21 protein-coding genes and 1 pseudogene are annotated in these 25004 nt (G+C 35.7%); 1 reads left to right on the forward strand and 21 read right to left on the reverse strand.

Translation table 11 applies throughout. The annotated features are described in order from the left end of the window. Nucleotides 1-3: 3 nt before the first annotated feature. The 17 genes and pseudogenes from yjeM to CP352_RS02820 form a co-directional block, all read right to left on the reverse strand. Nucleotides 4-1499: pseudogene (yjeM, locus tag CP352_RS02740) on the reverse strand (glutamate/gamma-aminobutyrate family transporter YjeM). Between the two features lie 278 nt (nt 1500-1777). Next, nucleotides 1778-3484 (reverse strand): SLAP domain-containing protein, encoded by a 1707-nt coding sequence (locus tag CP352_RS02745; protein ID WP_089147409.1) that lies wholly within the window; start codon nt 3482-3484, stop codon nt 1778-1780. 168 nt (nt 3485-3652) lie between these two features. Further along, complete coding sequence (locus CP352_RS02750; protein WP_013086576.1) at nt 3653-4375, reverse strand: Fic family protein; 723 nt, start codon at nt 4373-4375, stop codon at nt 3653-3655. A 94-nt stretch (nt 4376-4469) separates the two neighbouring features. Then, nucleotides 4470-5969, reverse strand: coding sequence for an SH3-like domain-containing protein (locus tag CP352_RS02755; protein ID WP_089143262.1), 1500 nt, complete (start codon nt 5967-5969; stop codon nt 4470-4472). Between the two features lie 145 nt (nt 5970-6114). Beyond that, entirely contained in the window at nt 6115-6864 is a 750-nt protein-coding gene (locus CP352_RS02760) for a hypothetical protein (protein WP_013086578.1), read from the reverse strand. A gap of 51 nt (nt 6865-6915) precedes the next feature. Further along, nucleotides 6916-7428, reverse strand: a complete 513-nt coding sequence (locus tag CP352_RS02765; RefSeq protein WP_023488852.1) for a DUF805 domain-containing protein — start codon at nt 7426-7428, stop codon at nt 6916-6918. Nucleotides 7429-7431: 3 nt separating this feature from the next. Next, nucleotides 7432-7836 (reverse strand): OsmC family protein, encoded by a 405-nt coding sequence (locus CP352_RS02770; protein ID WP_023488649.1) that lies wholly within the window; start codon nt 7834-7836, stop codon nt 7432-7434. Nucleotides 7837-7846: 10 nt separating this feature from the next. Next, nucleotides 7847-9019 (reverse strand): MFS transporter, encoded by a 1173-nt coding sequence (locus CP352_RS02775; protein ID WP_061204827.1) that lies wholly within the window; start codon nt 9017-9019, stop codon nt 7847-7849. 46 nt (nt 9020-9065) lie between these two features. Then, complete coding sequence (locus tag CP352_RS02780; RefSeq protein WP_089143260.1) at nt 9066-10343, reverse strand: cell wall metabolism sensor histidine kinase WalK; 1278 nt, start codon at nt 10341-10343, stop codon at nt 9066-9068. Between the two features lie 8 nt (nt 10344-10351). Next, nucleotides 10352-11017 (reverse strand): response regulator transcription factor, encoded by a 666-nt coding sequence (locus CP352_RS02785; RefSeq protein WP_089143259.1) that lies wholly within the window; start codon nt 11015-11017, stop codon nt 10352-10354. Nucleotides 11018-11023: 6 nt separating this feature from the next. After that, nucleotides 11024-11635 (reverse strand): GTP pyrophosphokinase family protein, encoded by a 612-nt coding sequence (locus tag CP352_RS02790; RefSeq protein WP_180706828.1) that lies wholly within the window; start codon nt 11633-11635, stop codon nt 11024-11026. Between the two features lie 174 nt (nt 11636-11809). Next, complete coding sequence (gtfA, locus tag CP352_RS02795) at nt 11810-13252, reverse strand: sucrose phosphorylase (RefSeq protein WP_089143258.1); 1443 nt, start codon at nt 13250-13252, stop codon at nt 11810-11812. Between the two features lie 11 nt (nt 13253-13263). Beyond that, nucleotides 13264-15465, reverse strand: coding sequence for an alpha-galactosidase (locus tag CP352_RS02800; RefSeq protein WP_089143257.1), 2202 nt, complete (start codon nt 15463-15465; stop codon nt 13264-13266). A gap of 9 nt (nt 15466-15474) precedes the next feature. Further along, nucleotides 15475-16587 carry an ABC transporter ATP-binding protein gene (locus CP352_RS02805; RefSeq protein ID WP_005719533.1) on the reverse strand — a complete coding sequence of 371 codons (1113 nt, stop codon included), beginning with the start codon at nt 16585-16587 and terminating at the stop codon, nt 15475-15477. Between the two features lie 26 nt (nt 16588-16613). Next, nucleotides 16614-17447, reverse strand: a complete 834-nt coding sequence (locus CP352_RS02810; protein ID WP_023488656.1) for a carbohydrate ABC transporter permease — start codon at nt 17445-17447, stop codon at nt 16614-16616. A gap of 14 nt (nt 17448-17461) precedes the next feature. Further along, a complete protein-coding gene (locus CP352_RS02815; protein ID WP_005719537.1) occupies nt 17462-18337 on the reverse strand; it encodes a carbohydrate ABC transporter permease in 876 nt (291 codons plus the stop codon). Nucleotides 18338-18349: 12 nt separating this feature from the next. Next, on the reverse strand, nt 18350-19606 hold the full coding sequence (locus CP352_RS02820; RefSeq protein ID WP_035443690.1) for an extracellular solute-binding protein: 1257 nt from the start codon (nt 19604-19606) through the stop codon (nt 18350-18352). Nucleotides 19607-19792: 186 nt separating this feature from the next. Between CP352_RS02820 and CP352_RS02825 the strand changes: the two genes are divergently transcribed. After that, nucleotides 19793-20749 (forward strand): LacI family DNA-binding transcriptional regulator, encoded by a 957-nt coding sequence (locus CP352_RS02825; protein ID WP_013086589.1) that lies wholly within the window; start codon nt 19793-19795, stop codon nt 20747-20749. 56 nt (nt 20750-20805) lie between these two features. Here CP352_RS02825 and CP352_RS02830 read toward each other — a convergent pair whose 3' ends face one another. From CP352_RS02830 to CP352_RS02845, 4 genes are all read right to left on the reverse strand, one after another. Beyond that, entirely contained in the window at nt 20806-21039 is a 234-nt protein-coding gene (locus CP352_RS02830) for a hypothetical protein (protein ID WP_089151169.1), read from the reverse strand. Nucleotides 21040-21171: 132 nt separating this feature from the next. Then, a complete protein-coding gene (locus CP352_RS02835) occupies nt 21172-22167 on the reverse strand; it encodes an aldose epimerase family protein (protein ID WP_023488659.1) in 996 nt (331 codons plus the stop codon). 122 nt (nt 22168-22289) lie between these two features. After that, nucleotides 22290-23759, reverse strand: a complete 1470-nt coding sequence (locus CP352_RS02840; RefSeq protein WP_089151168.1) for a UDP-glucose--hexose-1-phosphate uridylyltransferase — start codon at nt 23757-23759, stop codon at nt 22290-22292. An 18-nt stretch (nt 23760-23777) separates the two neighbouring features. Continuing rightward, a complete protein-coding gene (locus CP352_RS02845) occupies nt 23778-24941 on the reverse strand; it encodes a galactokinase (RefSeq protein ID WP_089151167.1) in 1164 nt (387 codons plus the stop codon). Between the last annotated feature and the right edge of the window lie 63 nt (nt 24942-25004).

A 25004-nucleotide genomic window follows, 5' to 3' on the forward strand; every position in this document is an offset into this window, starting at 1 on the left:
GTATTAAGCCATTGCTTTTTCTTTTCGTTCATTATATGCGTAATAAATCCAAGCAACAACACCAAAGGCCACTGGACCAATAGCCGTCCAGAATGAAGTTTGCCAGTCTCCGGTAAAGAGTGGTTCGATACAAGTAAAGATAATTCCGACCGCAACCACTAACCAAACAACAATTGTCGTTGCCCAAACTTTTTTCTTACCTTCAATAAAAACAAATGGCCGATCTAAGTCTTTTTTAGCTTTAAAAAATGGGTAAGCAGCAATTAAAAATAAATATGGTGCTGATGAAGAAACATTCATCATATCCATTAAAATTGTATAGAATTGTTGTGCTCCATTACCACCAAATGAAATAAATAAGATAATAACGCTAACCACAATTGCTTGTACCCACATCGAGAATTCAGGCATATTGTGCTTATTTAACTTAACCATTTTCTTAGGTAATAGTCGCGGATCACACCCCTCAATAAATGATTTAATCGGTGAATAAACCATCAAAAAGGCAGCGGCAATTCCTGATAACACATCCGCAATTCCGGCCAAACGAGAAAAGACAGTTCCAATTGCCAGTGAAGTAGAATGTGATAGACCTAGGCTATGACCAGTGACAATACCTAAATTATTAATCAAAACATATTCGACATTAGCTAAGTCAACACCTTTACCACCTAACGATTTGTTCCAATTAACAGCCACCCCACACATAAAGATGTTTACAACATAAAGTGCTGTCATTAATACCATGGCCGTAATCAGAGCCTTAGGATAATTCTTTTCCGGTTTATCAACTGAATCAATTACTCCTGAGGTTGTTTCCAGACCACCATAGGCAAATAAAGCATAGACAATAAATGAAATAACCGCAATCGGTGACTGAAATGCTGGATTAGGTGAATGAACCATATTTTGTGCGGTCACTGGTTCAGCTAATTGCCCATGATTCAAAATAAAGACAAAAAGTGAAACTGCTGTAAAACCAATGGCAATTCCTAAAGTAAAGATCCCACCAATATTATTAATCGCCTTTATTTTATCAATTCCCTTTGCGGCACAGAATGTAACAATTGCCAAAAAATAACTTCTAAAACACCTAATAATTGGGTTGAAGTTAATGGTCCTAAATGCCAACTTTGGGTTGTATCATGACCAAAAATTGCAGTTGAAACTGAAACCAAGAAGAATTGGGTTGAAGAAACCAACCAAATCACCCAAGCTGATAGCCAAATAAAAGTTCCAATAAATGCTACTTTTTCATTAGTAGATCCTTCAAGCCATGAAAAGATTCCACCTTTAATTCCTTTAAAGGAAGCACCATATTCAGCGAAAATTAAGGCTGATGGCAAGAAGAATAAAATAGCGGTGACAATATACCAAATGATACTTGAATAACCCATTTGGTAAAAAGCTGTCAGAGAATTACTAAATCCAAAAATAGAAGAAAAAATCATCAAGACCAGACTACTACGACTTATCTTGCTGTGATCATTATTCTTCATAAAAAATAAAACAACTCCTTTAACATAAACAAACAATTTCTATTATGAACTTTTATCATGATATTTTCAAAAAGAGCTTTCGAATAAAAAAAGACGAGATAGCATGATGCTATCTCGTCATGGAACGACTTACGCTTCGTATAGCAATTAAATCATTTAAAGAGTAGTAACTGCAGATAACTTTTTTGGAAAATCATTTCAAGAATGAATATTTTTTATTTTGTAGAGTTTTTAGAAACAATATTCCATCAGTACGTGTTATCTGCAGGAAACGTATATTACTTGGCTGTTTTAACTAACTTAATATTGCCTGATCTAACCCAAGTGTTAGTTCCCTTGATTCTGTAGAAAGTTGTTCCTTTCATAAATTTCTTTGCATCAAATTTAACTTTCTTAGCCACAGTTAAGTACTTCTTAGTGTATTTACCATTAGCATTGTAAAGTTTAACACCATACTTCTTAGTAGCAGCAATCGTACCACGGGTATTAATCTTTTGAGCCTTTGACACTCTACCAACATTAGCTACTTTTACAAAACGGTTCTTGCCCACTCTGTAGTATTTCTTGCCTTTGATGGTATAAATCTTGCCATTATCAAGAATCTTAGCTTTAGTGTGGAGTGCCTTTAAGCGATAGCCATCCTTAGATAAAATCAACTTGCCATTTTTGTCATAAACAAAAGCATTATGAATGTAAACCAAGTTTTTGGTATTTGCTACGGTTGCTTTTTGACTTATATTTTGTTTATCAGTATTTTCGGAAGATGTATTAACAGTTGTTGCTGTTGAACTTGTAGTTACTGATGTAGGTTCTTCAACATTAGTAATAGGAGTAAATGAAAAGTCAGTACCATTATCTACTGGTGCATTATTCCAATCTGACTTATTTGAATCAGAATCGTTCTTAATTGCATCATCAGCTTTTTGACTTCCCTTCTTGTCACCATTTTCAGGTACTACAGGAGTATCTTGTACCCAATCGGCTGGTGCTCCAACGTCATATGGATTATGTGGAATTACAGTTGCATCTGTATCATTTGAAATCACGAATTGAACAAATGGCAACGTCATATATCTACCAAAGTCATAAAAAACAGGATTACCATTTATCTTTTTGTTTGATGTAATCCTAGGTAAATTACCAAACAAATCTGTTTTTTCTGTTAAGAAACCGTTACTTTCAGACACTCTACTTACGATTTCTACAGGTATTTTCTTTCCCATTTCTTTTTCAATTTCTTCAATCACATTCTTACCAATAGTATCTCCAGTCATTATCCATTTATACCACTTATTAGGTAACAGATATGAAGCATTTCGCTTAATTTCAATAGTATCTCCTGGTTCAAGAATCAAAACATGTTTTTTATTATAAATCTGTTGATTTTTTTTATTTCTTACAATGATAGCATAGCCACTGAATTTAGAGTATTTGTCCGTTTCATAACCGTATTTTTCATCAACATTTTTTTGTTCATCGTCGGTATTATTAATATTTTCGGTATAACGATTTACAGCCTTTTTACCATTTATAAACATACTAGAATGATTCATAAAATAATTTCTTACATCATCACTAGTTAATCCCTTGATGAATTTAATTTTATTGCTCCTCTTAATAGCATCATCATAATTAAAATTAAGTTCATAAGCTGTGTCAATCGAATCGCCATTGTTTACAGGTTGCTTAACATCATTATTTGTATTAACTACAGGTTGACTCATTTTAGGTTGAGCATTGGTGGCCGAAGACTTTGAAGTATCGTTCTTATTCTCTTCTGATTGTGCAGCAGATTTTGATCCTGCTAATTTATTTGTATCACTCTCATTAGCTACTACAGCAGAATTAGGTTGTGATACTGATTTGCTACTACCAGCATTTGTAGTAATATCTGCCTTAACTTGATCATTCAAATTAGCACCAGTTAATGCTAAAGATGCTAATGCAATTGCGGCTAGACTAGTAACTTTCACTTTTTTATTCATCTTTTTCTCCTCATTACTTTCTTAACCAATCTTTTGCATTCTACATCTTGTTATCTATCAAAATCTTTATATATTCGTAATTGCACTAACATTTTTTTATTTTAACAATTTTTTATTAATAAATGCTTTTAATATAAAAAAGCAGACCTTAATGGTCTACTTTAGTATCTAGTCATAATCAGTTGGGTTAATATCTGGTTTAGGTAGATTTGAGTTTTTATTCAACACAACACCTTGAATACCATTTTCGTAAGTCCAGTCTTTGAGAGCATTCATTTCTCCACTCAAATAATATTTACTAATTAATTCATTCCACTTATCCCATCTATCTAGTGGAACATTAATTAGTCCTGCCCCATGGTCAATCATTAATTTATTTGCAGCTAGTGTAGCAGTGCGCTTGTTCCCGTCCCAGAATAATTGATTACGCATATTATGATACATCAACGTCATTGCCTTATCTGCAATTGAAGTATCACTATGCATTAACTCATCAAAAAATTTTTCTTCTTGTTTATAGTTTAGACTATCTGGTTTGTACTCTCCCCGATTATTGCCCAACTCAACTGTAACTTCCCCAGTTCTAAAATTTCCTGGATCTAATGAATCATAACGTGCTACTAATAAATTAATGTTTTGTTCAATTTTCAAAGAAAGAGGCTTATTTTCATTAATTATATATTGCCATCCTCTCTTTAACTGTACAATTACGTTAGTATCATCTATTGACACACCTGCAGCACTCATTCCATCAACAATGGTTTGGGTTTGAGGCAATGTCGTAGTCAATCCTTCAAAACGTGAATTAGTAAATATTAATCTAACAAGATTTTTCCTAGCAAATCTTCTGTTCTGATCTTGCGTCAAATGAAATTTATCAGGATATTGCATATTCTCACTCCCTTATTTTTATCTAATAATCATTACTAATATCATACAGTACAAATTCAACTATTAGAAGATACATAAAAATTTAAAATTTTAATTATTTTATCCTCTGCCTCAACAATTCTGGCCTTTGCGCCAGCTCTGCGTATAAATGCCGACCATTTATGCTAATCCCCTCAAATTCACGACCTGTATGAAAGTGACCTCTAGCCAGCACTTTACCTGAGCGTTTCAATTTAAACAAATAATCATTAAAGGCCAAATAAATCTGTTTTTTATGCTTGTCATAGGTAATTCCTTGAACGGGAGAATCATTGCGCATAAAATCTCCTCTAGTAGCGCCAATCTCTTTAGGATACCAACTATTACCCTGACGAGTAACTTCCCAATATTCAAAACGGTGGTCTGTGGCATCATGGTAAAGGGCAATAAATTGGTGATCATTTACAAAAGTAGCATTATGGAAATAACGACCTGTTCTAGCTGAATGATTCCAAACTTTAAAAGTCCAAATCTGTTTAATTTGCAAATTGTTTTTACTAATCTGCATAATTTCTTCTGATTGAGAGCTCTTGCGCAATAAATGGTTATTAGCAATCACATAAATATACTTTCGAGTTGAACCGATTGCTTGTCCATGTCCCAATTTAATATATGGGCTTATCTTAACATGGGATGCAAGCCGCAGAAATTGTGACCAAGGTAGCCATGACAACTTTTGCATAACATAGCGATTAGGTACATGATTAAACTGATAAGAAACAATGTGAGCACGTGTATCATGTGGTGAATGATACATTGTTGCATACATTGAACCATTTGACACGGTCAATCCTTCTGGTACTGGTCCCACCGTTCCAGTTACCGAATCACTTTGACATAAAGTCGCAGGTTGATAGAAATAGGTTTTCAGTCTAAAATGTCCACTTTTCAAAACATGCGGTCTAGTTTCCGGAGCAAAGCTTCTACCCCAATTACCAGACGTCTTATAGTGCTTGAACCAGCTACGAGCACTGTCTCCAGCTTGTGGTTTTTTGGTTGCTTTAACAATGCCCTCTCTAGCATTAGCTCTCACTTGAACAATTGTCTGAGCATGAGCTTTACCATAAGAATAACTTACCCGATAGCTTTCCTTTTTACTTGATGAAACTTCTGCTCGAGATACTTTAACTTTACTTGGCTCAATTACCGTTCCTGCTGCATCTGTTGCATAATTAATCGCATCCCTAGTTGGAAAACTATAATGCGAATTCTTCACTAAACTAATCTGATGTACAACTGCAATTTTTCTTCTTAAAAAAGCTCGCTGATTGACCCAACCGCCTCTATGTCCGTCTAACCAAACATAGCAATACTTATTGCCGCGAACTTTTCTAACTGCACTGGCTTGAACATTGCCATGTTTAAACGTATTAGCAAGGCATAGACTTCTTGACGGACCTTTACGAGTTAAGTTTTGATAAATTCTATAAGACGTATGCGGATTAATCATCTTAGTCTGAAATGGATTTAGTTCTCGCGCCCCAACCACTTGCGGCTTCAAACATAATAACGTCATCAAACAAGCTAATCCTAAATAGACTTTTACTCTCTTCATTCTTATTTTTACAACTCCCTAAAAATAACGCAAAGTCTATTGTAGGTCAGTGAGATTTTTTATCAATATTATTATTAATTTTTAGATCAAAAAAGCGTAAAGGACAATAATTCATCCTTTACGCTACAATTTTTATTAACTTTTTCTAGTTTTGAACAATTAAGTTCTTCAAATCATCTGATAATTGAACTGGTGCGTACTTAGCACTTACTACTTTAATAGTAGAGGTCTTTAAGTATCTCTTCTTACCAATATAAGCATATCTGCTCTTACCGTTTTTAACGATCATCGATGACTTGTACTTCTTACCGTACTTGATCTTCTTCTTGGTTGCCTTAAAGTAAACCTTTTTAGCCTTAGCACTCTTCTTATATGCGTAGTAGATCTTTGCACCCTTTTTTGACTTAGGTGAAACAACGATGTACTTTAATGCTCTATTATTGTAAGCATCTTGAATGGCTTTTTGGTCACTTTGTGCTTGTTTTTGGAATTCGTCATAAGTTGGGACTTTGCTAGAAACCGTCACTTCTGATGCAGGAATGAAAATCATGCTATCTTTTCCGTTGATAGTTTTGTTCTCGACAAAGTATACTATATCTCCACCTACAGTAGTAGTTGAAAAGTAAACTTGAACAGTTTGTCCTTTTGTATATCCTGAATCTATACTATCCGTACTCTGTTTTGTGTCCGTGGTACTGAATGCCAATACTTTTGGATTATCACTATTAACAGTAGCCGATACTGATCTGCGCTTAAAGCTAATAGAACCTTTTTTGCTTGAAGTTTGTGTAGTTGCTGCATGAACTGGTTCTGCAGCAGACACACCTGCACCAGCTAAACCAGCTGAAAGCATCACTGCGGCAGCTAATGAAGTAAATAAATTCTTAGTTTTCATCGATATAATCTCCTAACGTAATCTCTTATAGTTCAATTATAACATTTTTTATTATTCGTCAAGGTAGAGATACGTCCCCCATTTCACTGGTTCTTGCTTACTTGGCTGAATTGCAAAATACAGAACAAAAATCCAACCTAACGGTATCAGCATTAACAAAATCCACCAACCTGTATAATTGATATCATGCAATCTTCTTACAGCTAGGCCTAATTGACATAATTTCAAATAAAGATAGATCAAGCCCCAAATGATCATGCCAATAATTACTATCGCTGAAATATGGTTACTATTGAAAGCAAAACCATTAATCATATCAACAGAATCATTTTCATAATGTGAAACTGGCATAAGTGTAGCACAAAAAGTAATAATGCCCCCGATCCAGATTAAAATCTCGCTTACAATGATGCCAATCCAGAAACTTCTTCTGGTAGTTCTTGCATTCCAGGTAAATGGTCGCAGAAAAGTTTCTTTCATAATTTGACCAAAACTAAAAACTGGGGCCTCACCATCTAACTTTCTTTCACCCTGGTATTCTTGTTTGTAATATGGCTCGCTCATCGCTTATTCTCCTAATTCCACATAAATTTTGACAGCTGCTTTAATAGTTTGATAAACAGTGGAAACATGCAAAGTGTGAGCTAAAAATTCTTCCTTCTCGGCTCTAGTCATTGCCGAATCAAAGAAGACCTTGATCTTCATCTCAGTTACTACTGATTTACCATGACCGAGATTCTCCGTTTTTGCCTGGTTTTCTACCCTAAAATTCCTAACATCAAGTTGATGTGCCTTGGTAATCATCCCTGCCGACATCACAATACATGAATTAACACTACCACATAGATACTCAACTGGGTTGGGACCTGCATCATGTTTAACATCATCACAAACAAAAACATGATCACGTACTTGGTTGGCAATTTGCCATTCTTTATCTTCTAACTTAGATTTAACTACATATTCGCTCATATTTTTCCCTCTAATGATGGTCAATTGCGCCATTCAAACGCTTACGCCAAATGAAATAAACTACTAAAATCAATGGAACTAAGACTAATTCTACTGGATAGAACCATTCTATCGGTAAAGCAGAATCAATTACACCACTGATCATCGGGCCAAAGGCCATAGCAATATCTAATCCTAAATAAAAAGTAGCACTAGCTAAGCCTTGTTCTTCAATCGGTGCTAACAACAGCGCAGTTGATTGCAAAACTGAATAAATGATCCCATAGCCTGACGCCATTAAAGCTGCCGCTAAAGCCATTTGCCAATCATTATTCATTACTGTGAGCAAGATAATGTAAGCAGCCGTTGAAACTAAACTTAACCAAAACCAGACGCCAAAACGTACTGTATCAAAATACCTTTTTAGTCCTACTCTAATAATCAACAAAACAACCGCATAGATCAAGAAATATGACCCAACTGCAACAGTCAGATGTTTTTGTTCTACATAAGTTACAATATCTGCCTGTGTTACAAAATACGGGATAGCAAATAAAGTTGTCAAAATTGCTACCGGTAAAACATTAAACTGGATAATTTTGAAACTCTTCTTCTGCGTTCGAACTCGCTTTTTAGGCAAAGCATGATCGCCCACAAACTGAATGGCCACAATCATAAGTAAAGCTGAAACAGCTGATGCCACCAAACTTGTTCGATAACCTATTTTTTGATAAATATTAATCGAAACTGCTGGAGCTAACGCCATTGCCAAAGCATTCATTAAACCATAAAAGCCCATTGCTTCACCAACATGTTGGCGCGGCACTAAAAAAGCAAGCCAGGTAGTCATACAAACTGTGCACAGGACATAACCGGTGCCGTTAATTAACCTAAAGAGCAAAAGCCAACCACTTGACGGAGTCAAAACGTAACCCATTACCCCTACAAAAATTAAAGTGCCGCCAATAAACGATAAGCGGTATTTAGAAAATTTATCGGTTAAATTGCCAGCTACCGGTCGCAAAAACATTGCTGCTAAACTCATAATCCCGACAATGATTCCAGCAAAAGCACTGCTAGCGCCTAATTCTTTGGCATATCCATTAATCAAAGGATTAACAAACATTGTACTAAACATAAAAAAGAAAGATGCTGCCATAACCAGGACAACATCTTTGGTATAAATTGATTTTCTCTTCGCCAAAATGATCCCCCAATTCTGCTCTAATTATACAACTATCACAGAATGATCATTTAGCAATTTTTAAACTAACAGTAAAAACAATGTCTTCACCTTTGTGGTGGGCCGAAATTTTACCATGAAAAGCTTCCACTAATTCCTGTGCCATGGCTAGACCAATGCCAAAGCCACCTTTCTTAGAATTATGTGACTTATCATCACGATAAAAGCGATCAAAGAAATGACTATAGTCTTTGCCTTTACCTTCACGATAAGTATTTTCTACCCGCAAAACTGCATATTTACTTAAGGTACCACCTTTAGTCAATTTTACCTGAATCTTGCCATGAGGATCACAATATTTCTGGGCATTGTCCAATAGGATGTTAACTATCTCAGCTAAAGTATGTTTTTCAGCTAAAACATTCAGCCCTTCACGCACCGATACTTGATAAACTAAGTCATTCTTCTTCATGACTGATTTAAAATCTTTAGTCGTTTCTTCAACAATTTTTGAAAAATCAATTTTACTTAAGGTAAGTTCACCCATCTCGCCGGTACGAGCTAACGAAATCAAACGATTAATTAATTTGGTTAATTTTGCTACTTGCTCTTTATTGCTTTCATTCCATTCAGAATTATTGCCAAGCATCTCTTCCATTTCTGTATTCGCTGAAATAACTGCTAATGGTGTTTTTAATTCATGACCAGCATTAGTAATAAACTCCTGCTGCTTATGATAAGCATCAACAGTAGGCTTGATTGCTTTACCTGAAACTAAAATCAAAACTAAAGCGAAGACAATCAAAGCTCCTAATCCTAAAACTAAAGCTACCCTGAATAATAACCAAAAACGATTAAAAATTAGGGTCTCATTTAAAAAGACAATCATCGTTTCACCAGTAGAATTTTTAGCAACTCTGAAGGCATATTGATTTTGCCCTAGGGCGACTACACCGCTTTTGTCTCCATTTTCTAAAGCTGCTCTGGTAATATTCTGAATCTTAGAATTATTAACCTTGTAAACATTATTATCGTTGATCACATGTACGCGATGACTTTCATCAATCATTACTGCAAAATAGCGATACTGATAAACCGCTTCAGGATTATATTGCCCACCTAAAAAATTGCGATTAATTGGATCGCGTTGATCACCAAAAGCTGGCTTGGCATTTTTAGGTGATAAACGTCCTTCATTTTTAACTAAAGCTGTCAGCACCCGATCGACTTCATTTTGACTTTGAACATGAGTCACCCAAACTAAGCCGCCTAAGGTTAACAATAGGACTACAAATAAGGCAGCAACAGAAGTACCAATAAACTTCCAACGAAATTTTTGAATCATCTGCTCACCTACTTAACTAACTTATACGAGCCACCCTTATCGCCTTCAATTCGAACTGAACTTTGAATTGACTGCAGTTTTTGTCGCAAATATGAAACATAGATCCAGACCACATCAGCGTTTGCATCAATATCATTTTTCCAAACATGATTGAGCAACTCTTCTGTTGATAATTCCTTATTTTGATTTAATAAAAAGTAATTCATCAACTGGGTCTCAGTTCCGCTCAAACGAATTGAGTTATGACTAACTAACTCTTGCTTAGATACATTTAAAGTTACATCCCCTAATTCCAATTTATTAGGTGTAAAATCATCTTCTCGACGTTCTTTTGAACGCAGCCGTGCTAGCAATTCCTTAAGTGAAAACGGCTTAGTCAAATAATCATCAGCACCACTATCAAGTCCAGTTACTCGGTCATCAACCTCGGCCTTAGCGGTCAACATTAAAATATAAGTCTTGTCGCCACTCTCACGGATCTTTTTCAAAGCAGTAATTCCATCCATGACTGGCATCATGATATCTAACATAATTACGTCATAAGAATTTTCTTTAGCATGTTCTACTGCCTTTAGTCCATTGTCTACTGGATCAACATCATAACCAGCATGTTCCATGGCAATGGTTAAAACACGCAATAGCTGTGGTTCATCTTCTGCTACTAAAATCTTCATTAATTACTAATCCTCTTCCCTAATTAATTGTCGAATCGTCTGCATTGATACATCACAAGAAGCTAATTCATCTGCTACTCTTTTTAATTCTTCGCCAATCATCTCAGGATTCTTAATCTTGTGCTTGTATTTCATTTCATGTTCTAGACTTGCCCAAGTATCCATGGCGATAGTTCTTAGCTGCACTTCAACAAAATAATGACCCGGTATATTACCGTCAACATCCTCATCGGGTATAGTCACATCAAGAATCATATGATATGAACGATAACCGTTCGGTTTAGCATTAGTAATATAATCTTTTTCCTGATAGACACTGACATTATCCCATTGTTTAATAAAGTCAATGCAAGTATAAATATCATCAATAAAATTGCAAACTACACGGAGACCAACACTATCACGGTTAACACGCAAAGCTGATTGTGGCGTCAATGGTAAATTTTTTCTTTGGCATTTACCTTCCATACTAGCTTCACTTTTTACCCGACCACGTAAATGTTCATAAAGTCGTTCGCCGTGTTCTTTTTCATAATTTTTATTTAACTGCTCAAACTGCGCCATCATTTGGCCAAGCAATTTATCTAAAGTTGGGGCGTATTTCCCGTAAATATTCAACATTTATCCCTTCTTCCCTCTTTAAGCATAACAAGATTATTTGATTTTTATTTGAATAAAGCTAATTTATTTTGTGATAAGTTGTTAGTAACCAAAATAAGCAACCTATACTCAAATTGAGCAGGATTGCTTATTTATATTGCTATTATTTATTTTTGGTCTAGAGGGAAAAGATTAAAATTTAACTTCTTTGCCGTTAACTACAACTTGATAAGTTAAATCTTTTAAATTAGCCTTTAATTCTGCTTGACTAGTTTGCTCTTTATTTTTACGAATAATTTGGATTTCATTTTCATTTGGAGTAGAAATTTCAATTGAACCATCAAGATCGAAGGCAGGTTCAGTATTTCTAAAAGTAAATAATTTTAAGAGTGAACTAACTACCGGACGTTTAACTTCTTCAGCTACTTCTTGGCGACTATAATAATGTCGATTAATGTTGCGTCCTTCCTTAGTTTTTTCTAGTAATTCAAGATCATTCTTGCCAGCCAGCATCCCCACATAATAAACTTGCGGGATCCCTGGCGCAAAGACTTGCAATAACCGTGCCATGAAGTATTTCTGGTCATCATCGCCTAAAGCAGAGTAAAAAGTAGTATTAATTTGGTAGATATCAAGATTATGGTATTCAGCACTAGAATACTTCTTCTTTACATTAGCGCCAACTTGATAGAGCTCTTGACTGGTATAATTGATTTCTTCAGGAGAGAGAATATCACGGGCATCAACTACACCTATTCCGTCATGTGTATCCAAAGTCGTAAACTGTTTCATTGGACACTTTTTCAGCCAAGCTGCCAAGCGATTGCTTTCACCAGAATACAGTGAATACAAGGTTACCATTGGCAAAGCAAAATCATAGATAAAGTAACCATGTTTAGCAATCTTGAACGGCATTGAATAGTGTTCATGAATTTCTGGTAAAATTGTTGCACCTTCATCGGCAATATCATCTTGTACTTGCTTAAGCAAATCCCAGATTTCTGGTTCTACGAAGAAATCATTACTATCTAGCTTTTTGACAGCATAAGCAAAGGCATCCAATCGAATAATATCGGCTCCGTGATGAATTAGGCTAACTAAGGTCTCTTTAATAAATTTTTGTGTTACTCGCTTACGCACATCAAGATCAATTTGTTCCGGACCAAAAGTATTCCAAAGTTTTTCTTTCGTCCCATCGGCAAAAGTAATTTCTTGATATGGGGCACGATCTTTTCTTTTATAGATTAAGTCCACATCTTCTTTGGTCGGACGACCTTTTGGCCAGAATTTATCCCAGCTTAAGAATAAATCTGCATAAGGACTTTGGTCTTTATTCTTTTGGAAATCTTCATAATACTTGGAATGGCGCGAAATATGATTAATCATAAAGTCAAACATTAAGTAATATTCTTCGCCTAACTTCTCAACGTCTGACCAATCGCCAAATTTAGGATCTACTGTCGTGTAGTCAGTTGGAGCAAAGCCGCGATCACCAGTTGATGGGAAAAACGGCAACAAGTGAATGCCACCAACTGCGCCTTTTAAGTCCTCATGTAAAACTTCATTTAATTCTTTTAGATTCTTACCTAAACTATCAGGGTAAGTAATCAACATTACTTTGTTTTTAATTGCCATTACAAACTTCCTCAGTTAATTGCTTTAAAGTGATACTGATAAGCCATGAAATCGCCGTGTTCAACCGGATCATAAATTCCCAGGTTCATCAATTCGTCACCGCCATATACTTGGTGGGTTACCTGATCTTCATACTGTTTATTTGGATCAAGACCAACTAATTTAGTCTTAGTGAAGTATGGCTGTGCACTGGCCATGACCTTAACTGTAGATAAAATTACTTCGTTTTTATCAGCTGAAACAGTTTCCCATGCACATTGGTTGCCTTCTTGCGCATTTTTCAAGCGATAAAAAGTACCATATTGAGTAACTGCTCTAATTTTCTTATATTCAGCTACTTGCTCAGCAACAGCCTTTTGATCTGATTCGCTTAATTTAGTTAAATCAAGCTCGTAACCTAAATCCCCCCACATTGCGACAATACCACGCGTCTTAAACGGCGTAATCCGGCCATTTTGCTCATTAGGACTAACCGAAACATGTGAAGTCATCATTGATTGTGGATAGACTAAACTAGTGCCATATTGAATGCTTAACCGATCAATTGCATCGCTGTCGTCACTAGCCCAGATTTGTGGGTTGTAATAGGCCATGCCTGCATCAAAGCGCCCACCACCACCTGAGCAGCCTTCAATTAAGAGGTCAGGATAACGATCAACAATTTTTTCAAGTAAATCATATAGACCTAATACATAACGGTGATAGACTTCGCCTTGTCGATCTACTGGCAAATCAGCTTGGTAAATATCAGACAAGTGGCGATTCATATCCCACTTAATGTAGTCAATCTTGCCTGAGTCAAGAATTGCTTTCATTTGGTCAAAAATATTATTACGTACTTCTGCTCGGCCTAAATCAAGCAAGTATTGGTTACGAGCTGGACTTGGTGTTCTTCCAGGAACATGCATCAAATAATCGGGATGCTTTTGATACAAATTAGAATCAATTGAGATCATCTCTGGTTCAAACCACAAACCAAACTTAAGCCCTTGCTGATGAACGTAATTGGCAAAGTGAGCTAGGCCATGAGGGAATTTTTTCTCAAAGACCTGCCAATCGCCCAAGGAAGAATTATCATCATCGCGATGGCCAAACCAACCATCATCAAGCACAAACATCTCAATGCCTAATTCCTTAGCCTTATCAACAATTGGCTTTAACTTATCTTCATCAAAATCGAAGTAAGTTGCTTCCCAGTTATTCACCACAATTGGCCGAACCTGATCTTTGTATTTGCTTCGCATAATGCGATCATGAATGATACTATGGAAAGCTTGGCTCATCTTATTCAAACCTTGATCTGAATAAACCATTAATACTTCAGGTGTTTGGAAACTCTCTTGCGCATTTAGCATCCAGCTAAAGTTGTAATCATTAATGCCAACAACAATCCTGGTTTGCGCATACGGATCTTTTTCTACTTCAAACTTGTGATTGCCAGAGTAAACAAAGGCGAAACCATATGCATCCCCAGCAAACTCATTTGTATCTTGATCAACTAAAGCAACAAATGGATTCATTTGGTGACTTGAAGTGCCGCGAATGCTGGAATAAACATGAATTCCTTGATTAACCGTGTTTCGTTCAACCCGTCTTTCATGCGCATGGGCACCTGGCAGTGTAATCATGTCAAAGTCACGATCTACGAAATCCATTTGCATCGAAGCTACTTTTTCAATTTTTACCGTTTCCTTACCAGCATTTCTAACTTTAGTCGAACGCACAATTACCGAACGATCACGATAAATTGTATAAAGCAAGTCAAATCTCAGCTCACTAAACTTATCTTTTAAAGTAATGATTAAAGTTTCAGCTTCATCCTTATTCTTTACCCATGCATGAGGCAAACCTTTTAGTTCAGGCTTTCCTGGCACAATTTGATAATTTTCATAGGTTAAAAATACTGCATTAGAACCGTCTGGTTGGCGCACAATCATTGCTGGCGCTCTAAAGTCCATTTCGCCTGCACTACTGTATTCTTGTGGCAAAGAATCTTTTGAAAAAGTACGATCTAATGATCCGGGTAAATTACCTGAAAATCCTCGATCAAGTCGTGGATACCGCAATTCACCATGATACGCTTTGATACTTTTACCGAAATACAAGTGACTTAGTGTGCCACCATCTTCAATTGAAATCAGATATGAAATTTGGTCATTATGCAAATGAAAAACTTTATTTTTTTCATCAAATGTAATTAAGTCTTTAGTCATTACTTAACCTCAGTTCTCAACTGCTACTTCAGTTTCAGGATCAAAGAAGTGCGCCTTATTCATTTCAAAGCCCATCTTTACCATATTGCCAGGCTTAGCATAGTCTCTTTGGTCTACCTTCGATACCAATTCAGTATTACCAACTTTAGTATAAAGCTGAGTTTCAGCACCTAACAATTCTGAAACTACCACTTTAGCTTCAACAACATTGTCTGGATAGGTTTCTAAAAATACTTGCTCAGTATGAACATCTTCTGGACGTATACCAAAGATCAACTCTTTTCCGTCATATCCTTTTTCTTTTAATGCCTTTAACTTACCTTCTGGAACTGGAATTTCAAAGTCATGATTATCTTTATCAATGATCTTGCCATCCTTTAAAATTACATGGAAGAAGTTCATAGCAGGCGAACCGATAAAACCAGCAACAAAGACATTAGCTGGTTTGTTATATACTTCAAGTGGACTACCAACTTGTTGTTGCTTACCATCCTTAATAATGACAATTCTATCAGCTAAGGTCATAGCTTCAGTTTGATCGTGAGTTACATAAATAGTAGTTGTCTTCAATTGTTGGTGTAGTTTAGCAATCTCGGCACGCATTGTTACACGAAGCTTAGCATCCAAGTTTGACAAAGGCTCGTCCATTAAAAAGATTGGAGCATCCCGCACAATCGCACGTCCCAAAGCAACACGCTGACGTTGACCACCAGAAAGTGCTGATGGCTTACGCTTTAAGTAATCTGTCAAGCCCAAGATCTTTGCAGCACGTTGTACTCGCTTATCAATATCTTCTTTGCTATACTTACGCAACTTCAAACCAAAGGCCATGTTGTCATAAACAGACATGTGAGGATACAAAGCATAGTTCTGGAATACCATTGCAATGTCACGGTTCTTTGGAGCAACATCGTTCATAACTTTACCACCAATTTTCAAAGTACCCTTTGAAATATCCTCTAGTCCAGCAATCATTCTTAAAGTAGTTGATTTACCACACCCAGATGGCCCAACAAAAACGATAAATTCATCGTCTTTAATATGTAAATTAAAGTCCGTTACTGAATACTTATCATTACCATCATACTTTTTATATACGTGATCTAAATCTACCTTAACCATTGTTAAAACCTCGTCTCTATTCTTAACTACTTCACAGCACCGTTACTCATACCGGCAATAATATTCTTTTGGAAAATTAAGTAAACAATTGTAATTGTGATGATACCTACTACATATGAAGCAAAACTTGGACCGTAATCGTTGAAATACTGACCTGTATAGTTGTATTGGAACAATGGCAATGTCCACATCTTTGAATCTTTGTTCAAGATTAACAGTGGAAGCATAAAGTCATTCCAGAACCACATTGCATTAATGATTAATGTTGTTGCATGCATTGGTTTTAATAATGGGAAGATAATCTTGAAATATGCGGTAATCTTATTAGCACCGTCAATTTCTGCTGCTTCATCCAAACTTTCAGGAACACTCTGTTTGATATAGCTTACATAAAGGAACAATGTTTGTGGAACTGCATAAGTTAAATACAGAATAATCAAGCCCCACATATTAGCTAAGCCAATCTTACTCATCATGACAGTAATTGGAATCATAATTACTTGGAATGGTACGAAGATACCAATGATTAGCAAGATATACATCCAATTAAAGGCTGTATGTTTTGACATATTTCTAGCAATAGAGTAAGCAGCCATTGGGACGAAAATCATTACTAAGACAATTGATAAAACCGTAATGACAATTGAGTTCCAGAAGTAACCCATTACTCCATCCGAAAACAATCTTTGAAAGTTAGCTGTTGTCCATGGATTTGGCCAAGCAAAGAAATGATTCATAATTTGCTTAGTTGTCTTAAATGAACTTAAAAATGTATAGAGCAATGGAATTAAAATCAGAATTCCACCGACAATCAGTAAAGCATAATCCCAAAACTTCTTTGATTTATTTTCTTTTTCCATTTTGATACTCCTCTTTAATCAACGGCATACTTGTTAGAAATCTTAATTTGAATGAATGAAACAATAGCAATTAAGATGAACAAGACAATGGCAATCGCATTGGCGTAACCAAATGAGTTATTGTTAAACGCATAGTTATAAACCAGCAAACCAAGTGAAGTAGTTGAGTTGTTAGGACCACCCGCAGTCATTGCAAAGATTTGATCGAAGGCTGTCAAACCTGACTTTAATGCCAAAATAAAGACCATTGAAATACTTGGTAACATGTATGGCAATTCAATGTTCCAGAAGATTTGACGACTATTAGCACCGTCCATCTCCGCAGCTTCTTTAATTTCATCGGGAATACTTTGTAAACCCGCTAAAAAGATAATGATTGGCATTGCCACACCTTGCCAAAGCAAAACGAAAATAGTTGCAATTACCGCACCAGTATTAGTACCTAATAAACTTGTTTGAAGCCATTCAATATGAAGTGCATTACCAATTGCTGGCAAACCATAATTGAATACTTGCTTAAAAATCAAAGCAACTGTTAAACCTGACAATACAGCTGGGAAGAAGAACCAGGCTCTAAAGAATGTTTGACCCTTAATCTTTGAGTTTAATGCTCTAGCTACTAAAATACCTATTACAATTTCACCAATAATCAATGAAATAGTTAGAATTGCAGTAAAACCAATGGATTTAGCAAAGTTTTGATCCATCAACAATAATTTATAGTTATTAATTCCTACAAACTTGTAGTTATAAGTCAAACCAGTCCAATTAGTAAAACTGTAAAAAGCACCTTGAAATAGTGGAAAATAGAAGAAAATTGCTTGTAAAATCAATGGAACGATTAAAAACAACCAACCCCAATGTTTTTCAATAAAACTTTTTGATTTCATTTTTTAACCCTCCTAGTTAGAAGCCTTCATTGGATTGAAGAAGGTGTTCATATCATTTACCATTTGTTGCTTATTACCAGTCATCAGGTAACTAGCCGTCAAATTGAAGAAATCATTCTCACTAGTCCAGTCTTGTGCTAACCAAACCATATCGTGTTTAGTGAAAGCCAAAGTAGACAAGCCTCCCAATTGAGAATTAATTCCCTTTTGCTTTACACCTTTAACGGCTACAGGACTTCCGTCAACGTTATAGTACTTTTGCATTGCAGCAGGTGTTGTCATATATGCTACAAACTTTTCTGCTGCCTTTTTGTGCTTACTCTTTGATGAAATAGACAAAGCTAAGTCGCCTGAACCAACTGTCATTTCATGACCAGCCTTTGCTGCTGGAAAAGCAAATGTTCTAACCTTAAATTTTGGCTTTTGTTGATTGATCATAGGTAATGCCCATGAACCGTTTGGCATAATCAAGCTTTTACCATTAGCAAATGAAACAACAGCATCGTTGTAACTAGCACCACGCCAATTTTGTTGTGCATTTTCACGAAGTAAGTTCAATCTAGTAAAATCTTTTTGAATATAAGGATTGTTTACTTTAATGCCGTTAGGCGCTGAGAACCTAAGTAATTGGTTAGCTTGCTTAGCACCACCTGTAACAGTAGCTAAAGATAATTGGTGATATCCGTTTAAAGTCCAAGGTTCAGTACCAGCTACAGCAAATGGTGCCTTGCCACTAGCCTTGATTTTTTTAACAATTTGTTCAAATTCGGCCCAAGTCTTAGGAGCTTTAATTCCTAATCTCTTAAATTCAGTTGCATTATAGAAGAAACCGTAAACGTTGGCACTAAGTGGTGCGTTGTAAATCTTACCGTTAATTTTAAAAGAATCAGCATAGTGATTTTTAATGTTTTTAATATATGAAGCATGAGTCATATCTTCAAAATAACCTGCTTTTGCCCATTCCTGAAAATCAATATTTTGTGGGTAAATATTAATTACATCAGGAACATCTCCTGAAAGCATTCTTGTCTTCAAAACCGTACCTGCATTAGGAACGTCAACTTCTTTGACATGAATATCAGGATTTTTCTTTTCAAAGTCTTTGATAATTTCTTTCAAAGTTGCTGACATTTCTTTTTTCTGGTTAAAGTACTCAATTGTCACTTTTTTACCAGAATTGCTGCTTTTATTTTGACCACAAGCTGTCAAACTTAAAGCCATCGTAGCGACTAAGCTAATTAAAGCCATTCTTTTTAGCCACTTTTTCATAAATCTTCACTCCTCTTGATCAAATATTGCTCTCCTTTAAGTAAGCGCTATCATGTTTACAATTACATCATACACTTCTATTTACAGTTTTCAATGGATTTACACAAATTTACACATTTAAATAAGTCAAAATACTATGATATAAGATTTTAAATGTGTAATATTTACATAAGGAAGTGAAAAAATATGGCAGTTACTATTAAAGATATAGCTAAAGAAGCAAACGTTTCGATAGCAACAGTTTCAAGATATATTAATCAAAATGGATATGTAGGTATTGAATCTGCTCTTAAGGTTAAAGAAGCAATAAAAAAATTAGGCTACAAAACAAAAAATACAGTCAATACTACATCTAAATTAAATTTAATTGAGGTTGATTTTCCAAAAATCAATAATCCTTTTTATTCTGAATTATTTGAATATTTAGCCTTTTATTTGCAAGACAAAGGATATGATTCCATTCTTCATTTGGATCATTATCAATCTCAAGATATCAATTATTATTTAGAACGTTTTAAGCGAAAAGAAATTGCTGGATTGATTACCAGCTCTCCTATTAAGATTCCTAAAAAAGGACTAAAAATAAAGTTTCCTATTGTTAGCTTTGACCGTAAAATTAGTCCTCAAATTCCGACTGTTCAATCTAACAACTACGATGCAGGCATGCAAATTGCACAATCTGTTTTAAAGCAAAAGAAAAATAGAATTATTATTATTGCTGGGGCTAAAGAAGATTATTATCCGATAAGTGATCGAATCAAAGGAATGATTCGTGTATTTAATACTTTTAATGCTAAATTTGATCTTCGTTCTCTCAGTGCAAGTGATTCAATTATTGCTAAAAAAATCGCCATTCTTCAATTTTTAAAGAATAAAAATTATGATGCGATATGTTGTACCGATGATATTACAGCGTTATTAGCCAAAGAATGTGCGGATTACTTAAAAAAAGACACTTTAATCACTGGTTTTGATGGCACTCACTTAATTCAAAATCTTTTTCCAAATTTAATTAGCGCTCGGCAACATACAAAAGAAATTGCTGAATTAATGAGTGATTTACTCTTACGCCAAATTAATGACCCATCCGCTTCATTAGAAAGTGTTTATACGCTACCTGTTAGTTTAATAAATCAAAATTAAAATCAAAAAAACGCTAGAATGTAGCGATCTAATAATCATTACATTCCAGCGTCTTTTTATAACATCTTATGCTTTTTCATTCTTTGTTCGAAAACCCCGTTAATCAACTCTGTCATTTGTTGTTTTTCTTCTGCAGTTGGTTCACCATCTTCAAAAGCCTTGTATAAATCAGGATGTTCTCTAGCGATTAACTTGCAAGTGCCTTCAACAGCATGCTTGCGAAAAATTTTTGGAATCTTGTTTAGATATTCTTCCTTGACTAAAGCAATAATCTTTTCGTTTGTCATCATTTTTACTATACCTTTCAGTTGATTTCTAAATATCTTAAATATTAATATGGATTTACTTGTAAAATCAAATCATAATATCCAAAGAAGGAAACATCCCTACCACTTCATTCAGTAAGGATGTTCTCCATATTTTTATTCAAACTTCCAATCAACGGTACGCTTAAATTTTTCACCAGGTAAAAGCGTGATCCGACCTAGGTCATCACCCTCTGCTGGCGGCACTTGTGCTTCAAAAGTAATCCCGCAATATGGACCAAAATCAGCCGTATATTTACCAGTATGATCAAATCCATTTCCTGTATAAAGAATCAAGGATGGAGCATTAGTCGTTACCGTTAACTTGTGTTTAGCAGAAGTTAGCACTGCATTTGGCATATTGCCATCCAAGATAAATGGATGATCCATTCCATCACGATTCTTAATTTGCGGATCATCAGACTCCAAAGCATCCCCTACACGTTTAGCTTTTCTAAAATCGAATGCTGTTCCATCAACTTTTTCCATACCACGATCAGGCAAGCCAGTCTCATCAACTGGAATATAATAATCAGCATTCATTTGCAGTTGCAAGTCATTAATCATTTTCTTTTCACCTAATGTGAAGAAAGTATGGTTAACCGGATTAAAAATAGTCAGCTTATCACTCATGGCACCCAATGAATAATGCAGAATATTGTTATTATCTAACTCATAACGAGCGTGTAATTTTAAATTACCAGGATAATCATTATGCCCATCTGGATCAAAAAGTGTTAAATCAACACGAGCACCTTTTTCATTACAACTAGGTCTAAAATTCCAAATTTCAGTATCAGTCCCAATACCACCATGAATGTGGTTAGGCCCTTCATTGATTGGTAATTGATGTAATTCTAAGCCGTGCCGCCATAAACCTCGTCTCACTCTTCCAGCAATACGTCCAACCGTACCGCCTAGATAATTACGCTCCTTGTCGTAATCTTCTGGCTTATCCAGTGACAAAATCATATTCTCACCATCAAGCAACACCTTTTCCAATGTAGCACCATAGTTCAATACCTTAACTACCATACCGTGATCATTCTCTAGTGTGATTTCACAAAGATCTTTATTATCTTTTCTGCCATATTTTCTAAAACTTGTCTTCATACTCTTGCCCTTCTTTTGTATTCGCTTTCATAAATATTATAAATTATTTAACCATCAGAATATATGAGTTACCGCTAACAAAAAAACGAGATCCAACAGATCTCGTTTTACACATTGATGAGTTAAATCTGCTTAGTTAAAGCGGTAATGAACTTATCCCAGCCTTCATCGCCATCTGCATTATTCTTGAAAACACCGGCATCTTGCAATACTTGTTCAAAGACTTCAACTAAAGCTTGCTGCATCACAGCGTCAGCATTCTCGGCAGTAATATTCTGCTCTGCTTTAATTTGATCGGCCCATTCTTTGTGGCTAATAGCCATCTTATTATCTTGGCCCAACCAGTATTTTTTTACTTCTTCAAGTTCACTCTTTAACCTACCTGGCAAAATAGCACGGCCCATTACTTCGATCAAGCCAATATTTTCCTTTTTAATATGCCACAATTCTTTATGTGGGTGGAAAATACCTAACGGATAATTTTCACTAGTGTTGTTGTCACGCAAAACTAGATCAAGTACGAAGTTCTTGCCTTCACGGTGCATAATTGGAGTCACAGTATGATGACGTGTTTTACCATCAAAAGCCTTAATTTGACGAGCAGAATCTGAATAATGATCCCAGAAATTAATAATTTTAGCGCCCAATTCAATCAAATCTAACGAATTATCGCTAATCAAGCGCAAGTCGCTCATTGGCCAATCAACAATGCCAGCAACCACTTCAGGATAATCATCAAAGACTACATTTTTCTTAATCTTAGCTTTCATCATTGGAAAAGTATGACGTCCGCCTTGATAGTGTTCATGTGCTAACATTGACCCACCAACAATTGGCAAGTCAGCATTTGAACCAACAAAATAATGTGGTAACGTCTTTTCAATTTCAACCAAATTAATCAAAGTTTGTTGGTTGATGACCATTGGAATATGCTTTTGATCTAAGAAAATACAATGTTCATTGAAGTAAGCATATGGTGAATACTGAAATCCCCAAGGGCGGCCACCAATATTCATGCGAATAATTCTCAAATTTGAACGAGCATTTTTGCCATATCCACCAAGGTAACCCTCGTTTTCTAGACAAAGTGCACATTGAGGATATTTCTTACCAGTTGCATGAGCTGCTGCCGCAATTGCCTTAGGATCCTTTTCCGGTTTAGACAAATTAATTGTAATTTCTAAGCCATGTTCTTTAGAGCTGGTCCCTGAGAATACAACATTCTTGGCAATTGCTTCCTTTTTGACATAATTGTTGTTTTCGCAAAGTTTATAAAACCAATCTGTTGCTTTTTCAGGTGATTTTTGCATTTTTTGCCAAAAGATGCCATTAGTTTTAGATGGTGTTGGCGTTATCAAGTCGTATAGTTGATCATTCAAAACTTCACGTGAAGTAACATCATCCGAAATCTTTTTATTTTGCACGGCTAAATCAACTAATTGCTTAACTGAAGTTTGTTCATCATTAGCTTCAACGCTACTTGCCTCATCGCCAACTAAAGCGCGAATTTTGTTAATCACATATACGCGATCGAGCGGCTCATACGCTCCACTATTAATAACTTCATCCGCAAATTTTTCAATAACTTTCATACTTATCCTCTTGTCTGATTAAATTCTCTTAGTTCCATCAACAATTTCCGCATCATAGAAGCTGGCATCGTAACCGATCTTGTCGCGGTAAATCTTGCCAACTTCTTGCTTAAAGTTTTCTGCTTCAGACTTCTTCACAATCGCAATTGCACTGCCACCGAAGCCGCCACCGATCATTCTAGCGCCTAATACACCAGGTTGTTTCCAAGAAGCTTCAGCTAAAGTATCTAGTTCTTGACCAGTTACTTCATAATTGTAATGAAGTGAAACGTGTGAAGCATCAATCAAACGTCCCAATTTTTCCAAATCTCCATCTTGCATGGCCTTTGTTGCCCGCAAAGTTCTTTGGTTTTCACTAACAGCATGACGAGCACGCTTAATTTCAGTTTCATTATTAATCAGGTAAGCATATTCATCAAAAGTATCATTATCAAGCTCACCTAAAGTCTTAATATCTAACTTAGCCTGCAACTTCTTCACTGCATCATGACATTCACGAACACGATCATTGTAAGCAGAATCGGCTAAGGTATGTGGCTTGTTAGTTGCCATAATAATAATTTCGTAATCGCCTAAAGCGAGTGGCTTATACTCATAATCTAATGTATTGCAATCGAGGAAGATAGCACTATCTTTTTTACCCATAATGCAGGCAAATTGATCCATAATCCCTGAATTCAAGCCAACAAATTCATTCTCTGTTCTTTGACCCATCTTGGCTAAAGCAATCCGGTCAACATCTAAGTTAAATTCATCCTTTAAAATTATGCCCATTAGCATTTCAATGGCAGCACTTGATGATAGCCCTGAACCTGATGGTAAATTGGCTTTGATATAAAGATTAAAACCATGATCAATGTTGTCATATTTTTCACGTAAGTACGTAATCATGCCCTTGAAGTAGTTAGCCCAAAAGCGATCATCTTTCTCAACAGTTGTGTCGTCAATATCGAATTCCACGATATCGCCATCAACATTGCCAGAAAACAAGCAAACTTTTTTATCCTCTCTTGGGCCGTAAACACCATAAACACCCAAACTAATTGCAGCTGGGAAAACATGACCACCATTGTAGTCAGTGTGTTCACCAATTACGTTAATTCGGCCAGGTGAAAAGAAGACGTCCTTACCCTTTTCACCAAAAGTTGTTTCATATTCTTTAAGCAATTCTTCTTTATTCATTGTTTTTACCTCAAATTCGTTCTGTAATCGTTTTCAATTATTAGTATATCTCTTCAGTTTCTT

This window comes from Lactobacillus sp. UMNPBX1, from assembly GCF_002554085.1.
In the GTDB taxonomy this organism is placed as follows: Bacteria; Bacillota; Bacilli; order Lactobacillales; family Lactobacillaceae; genus Lactobacillus; species Lactobacillus crispatus.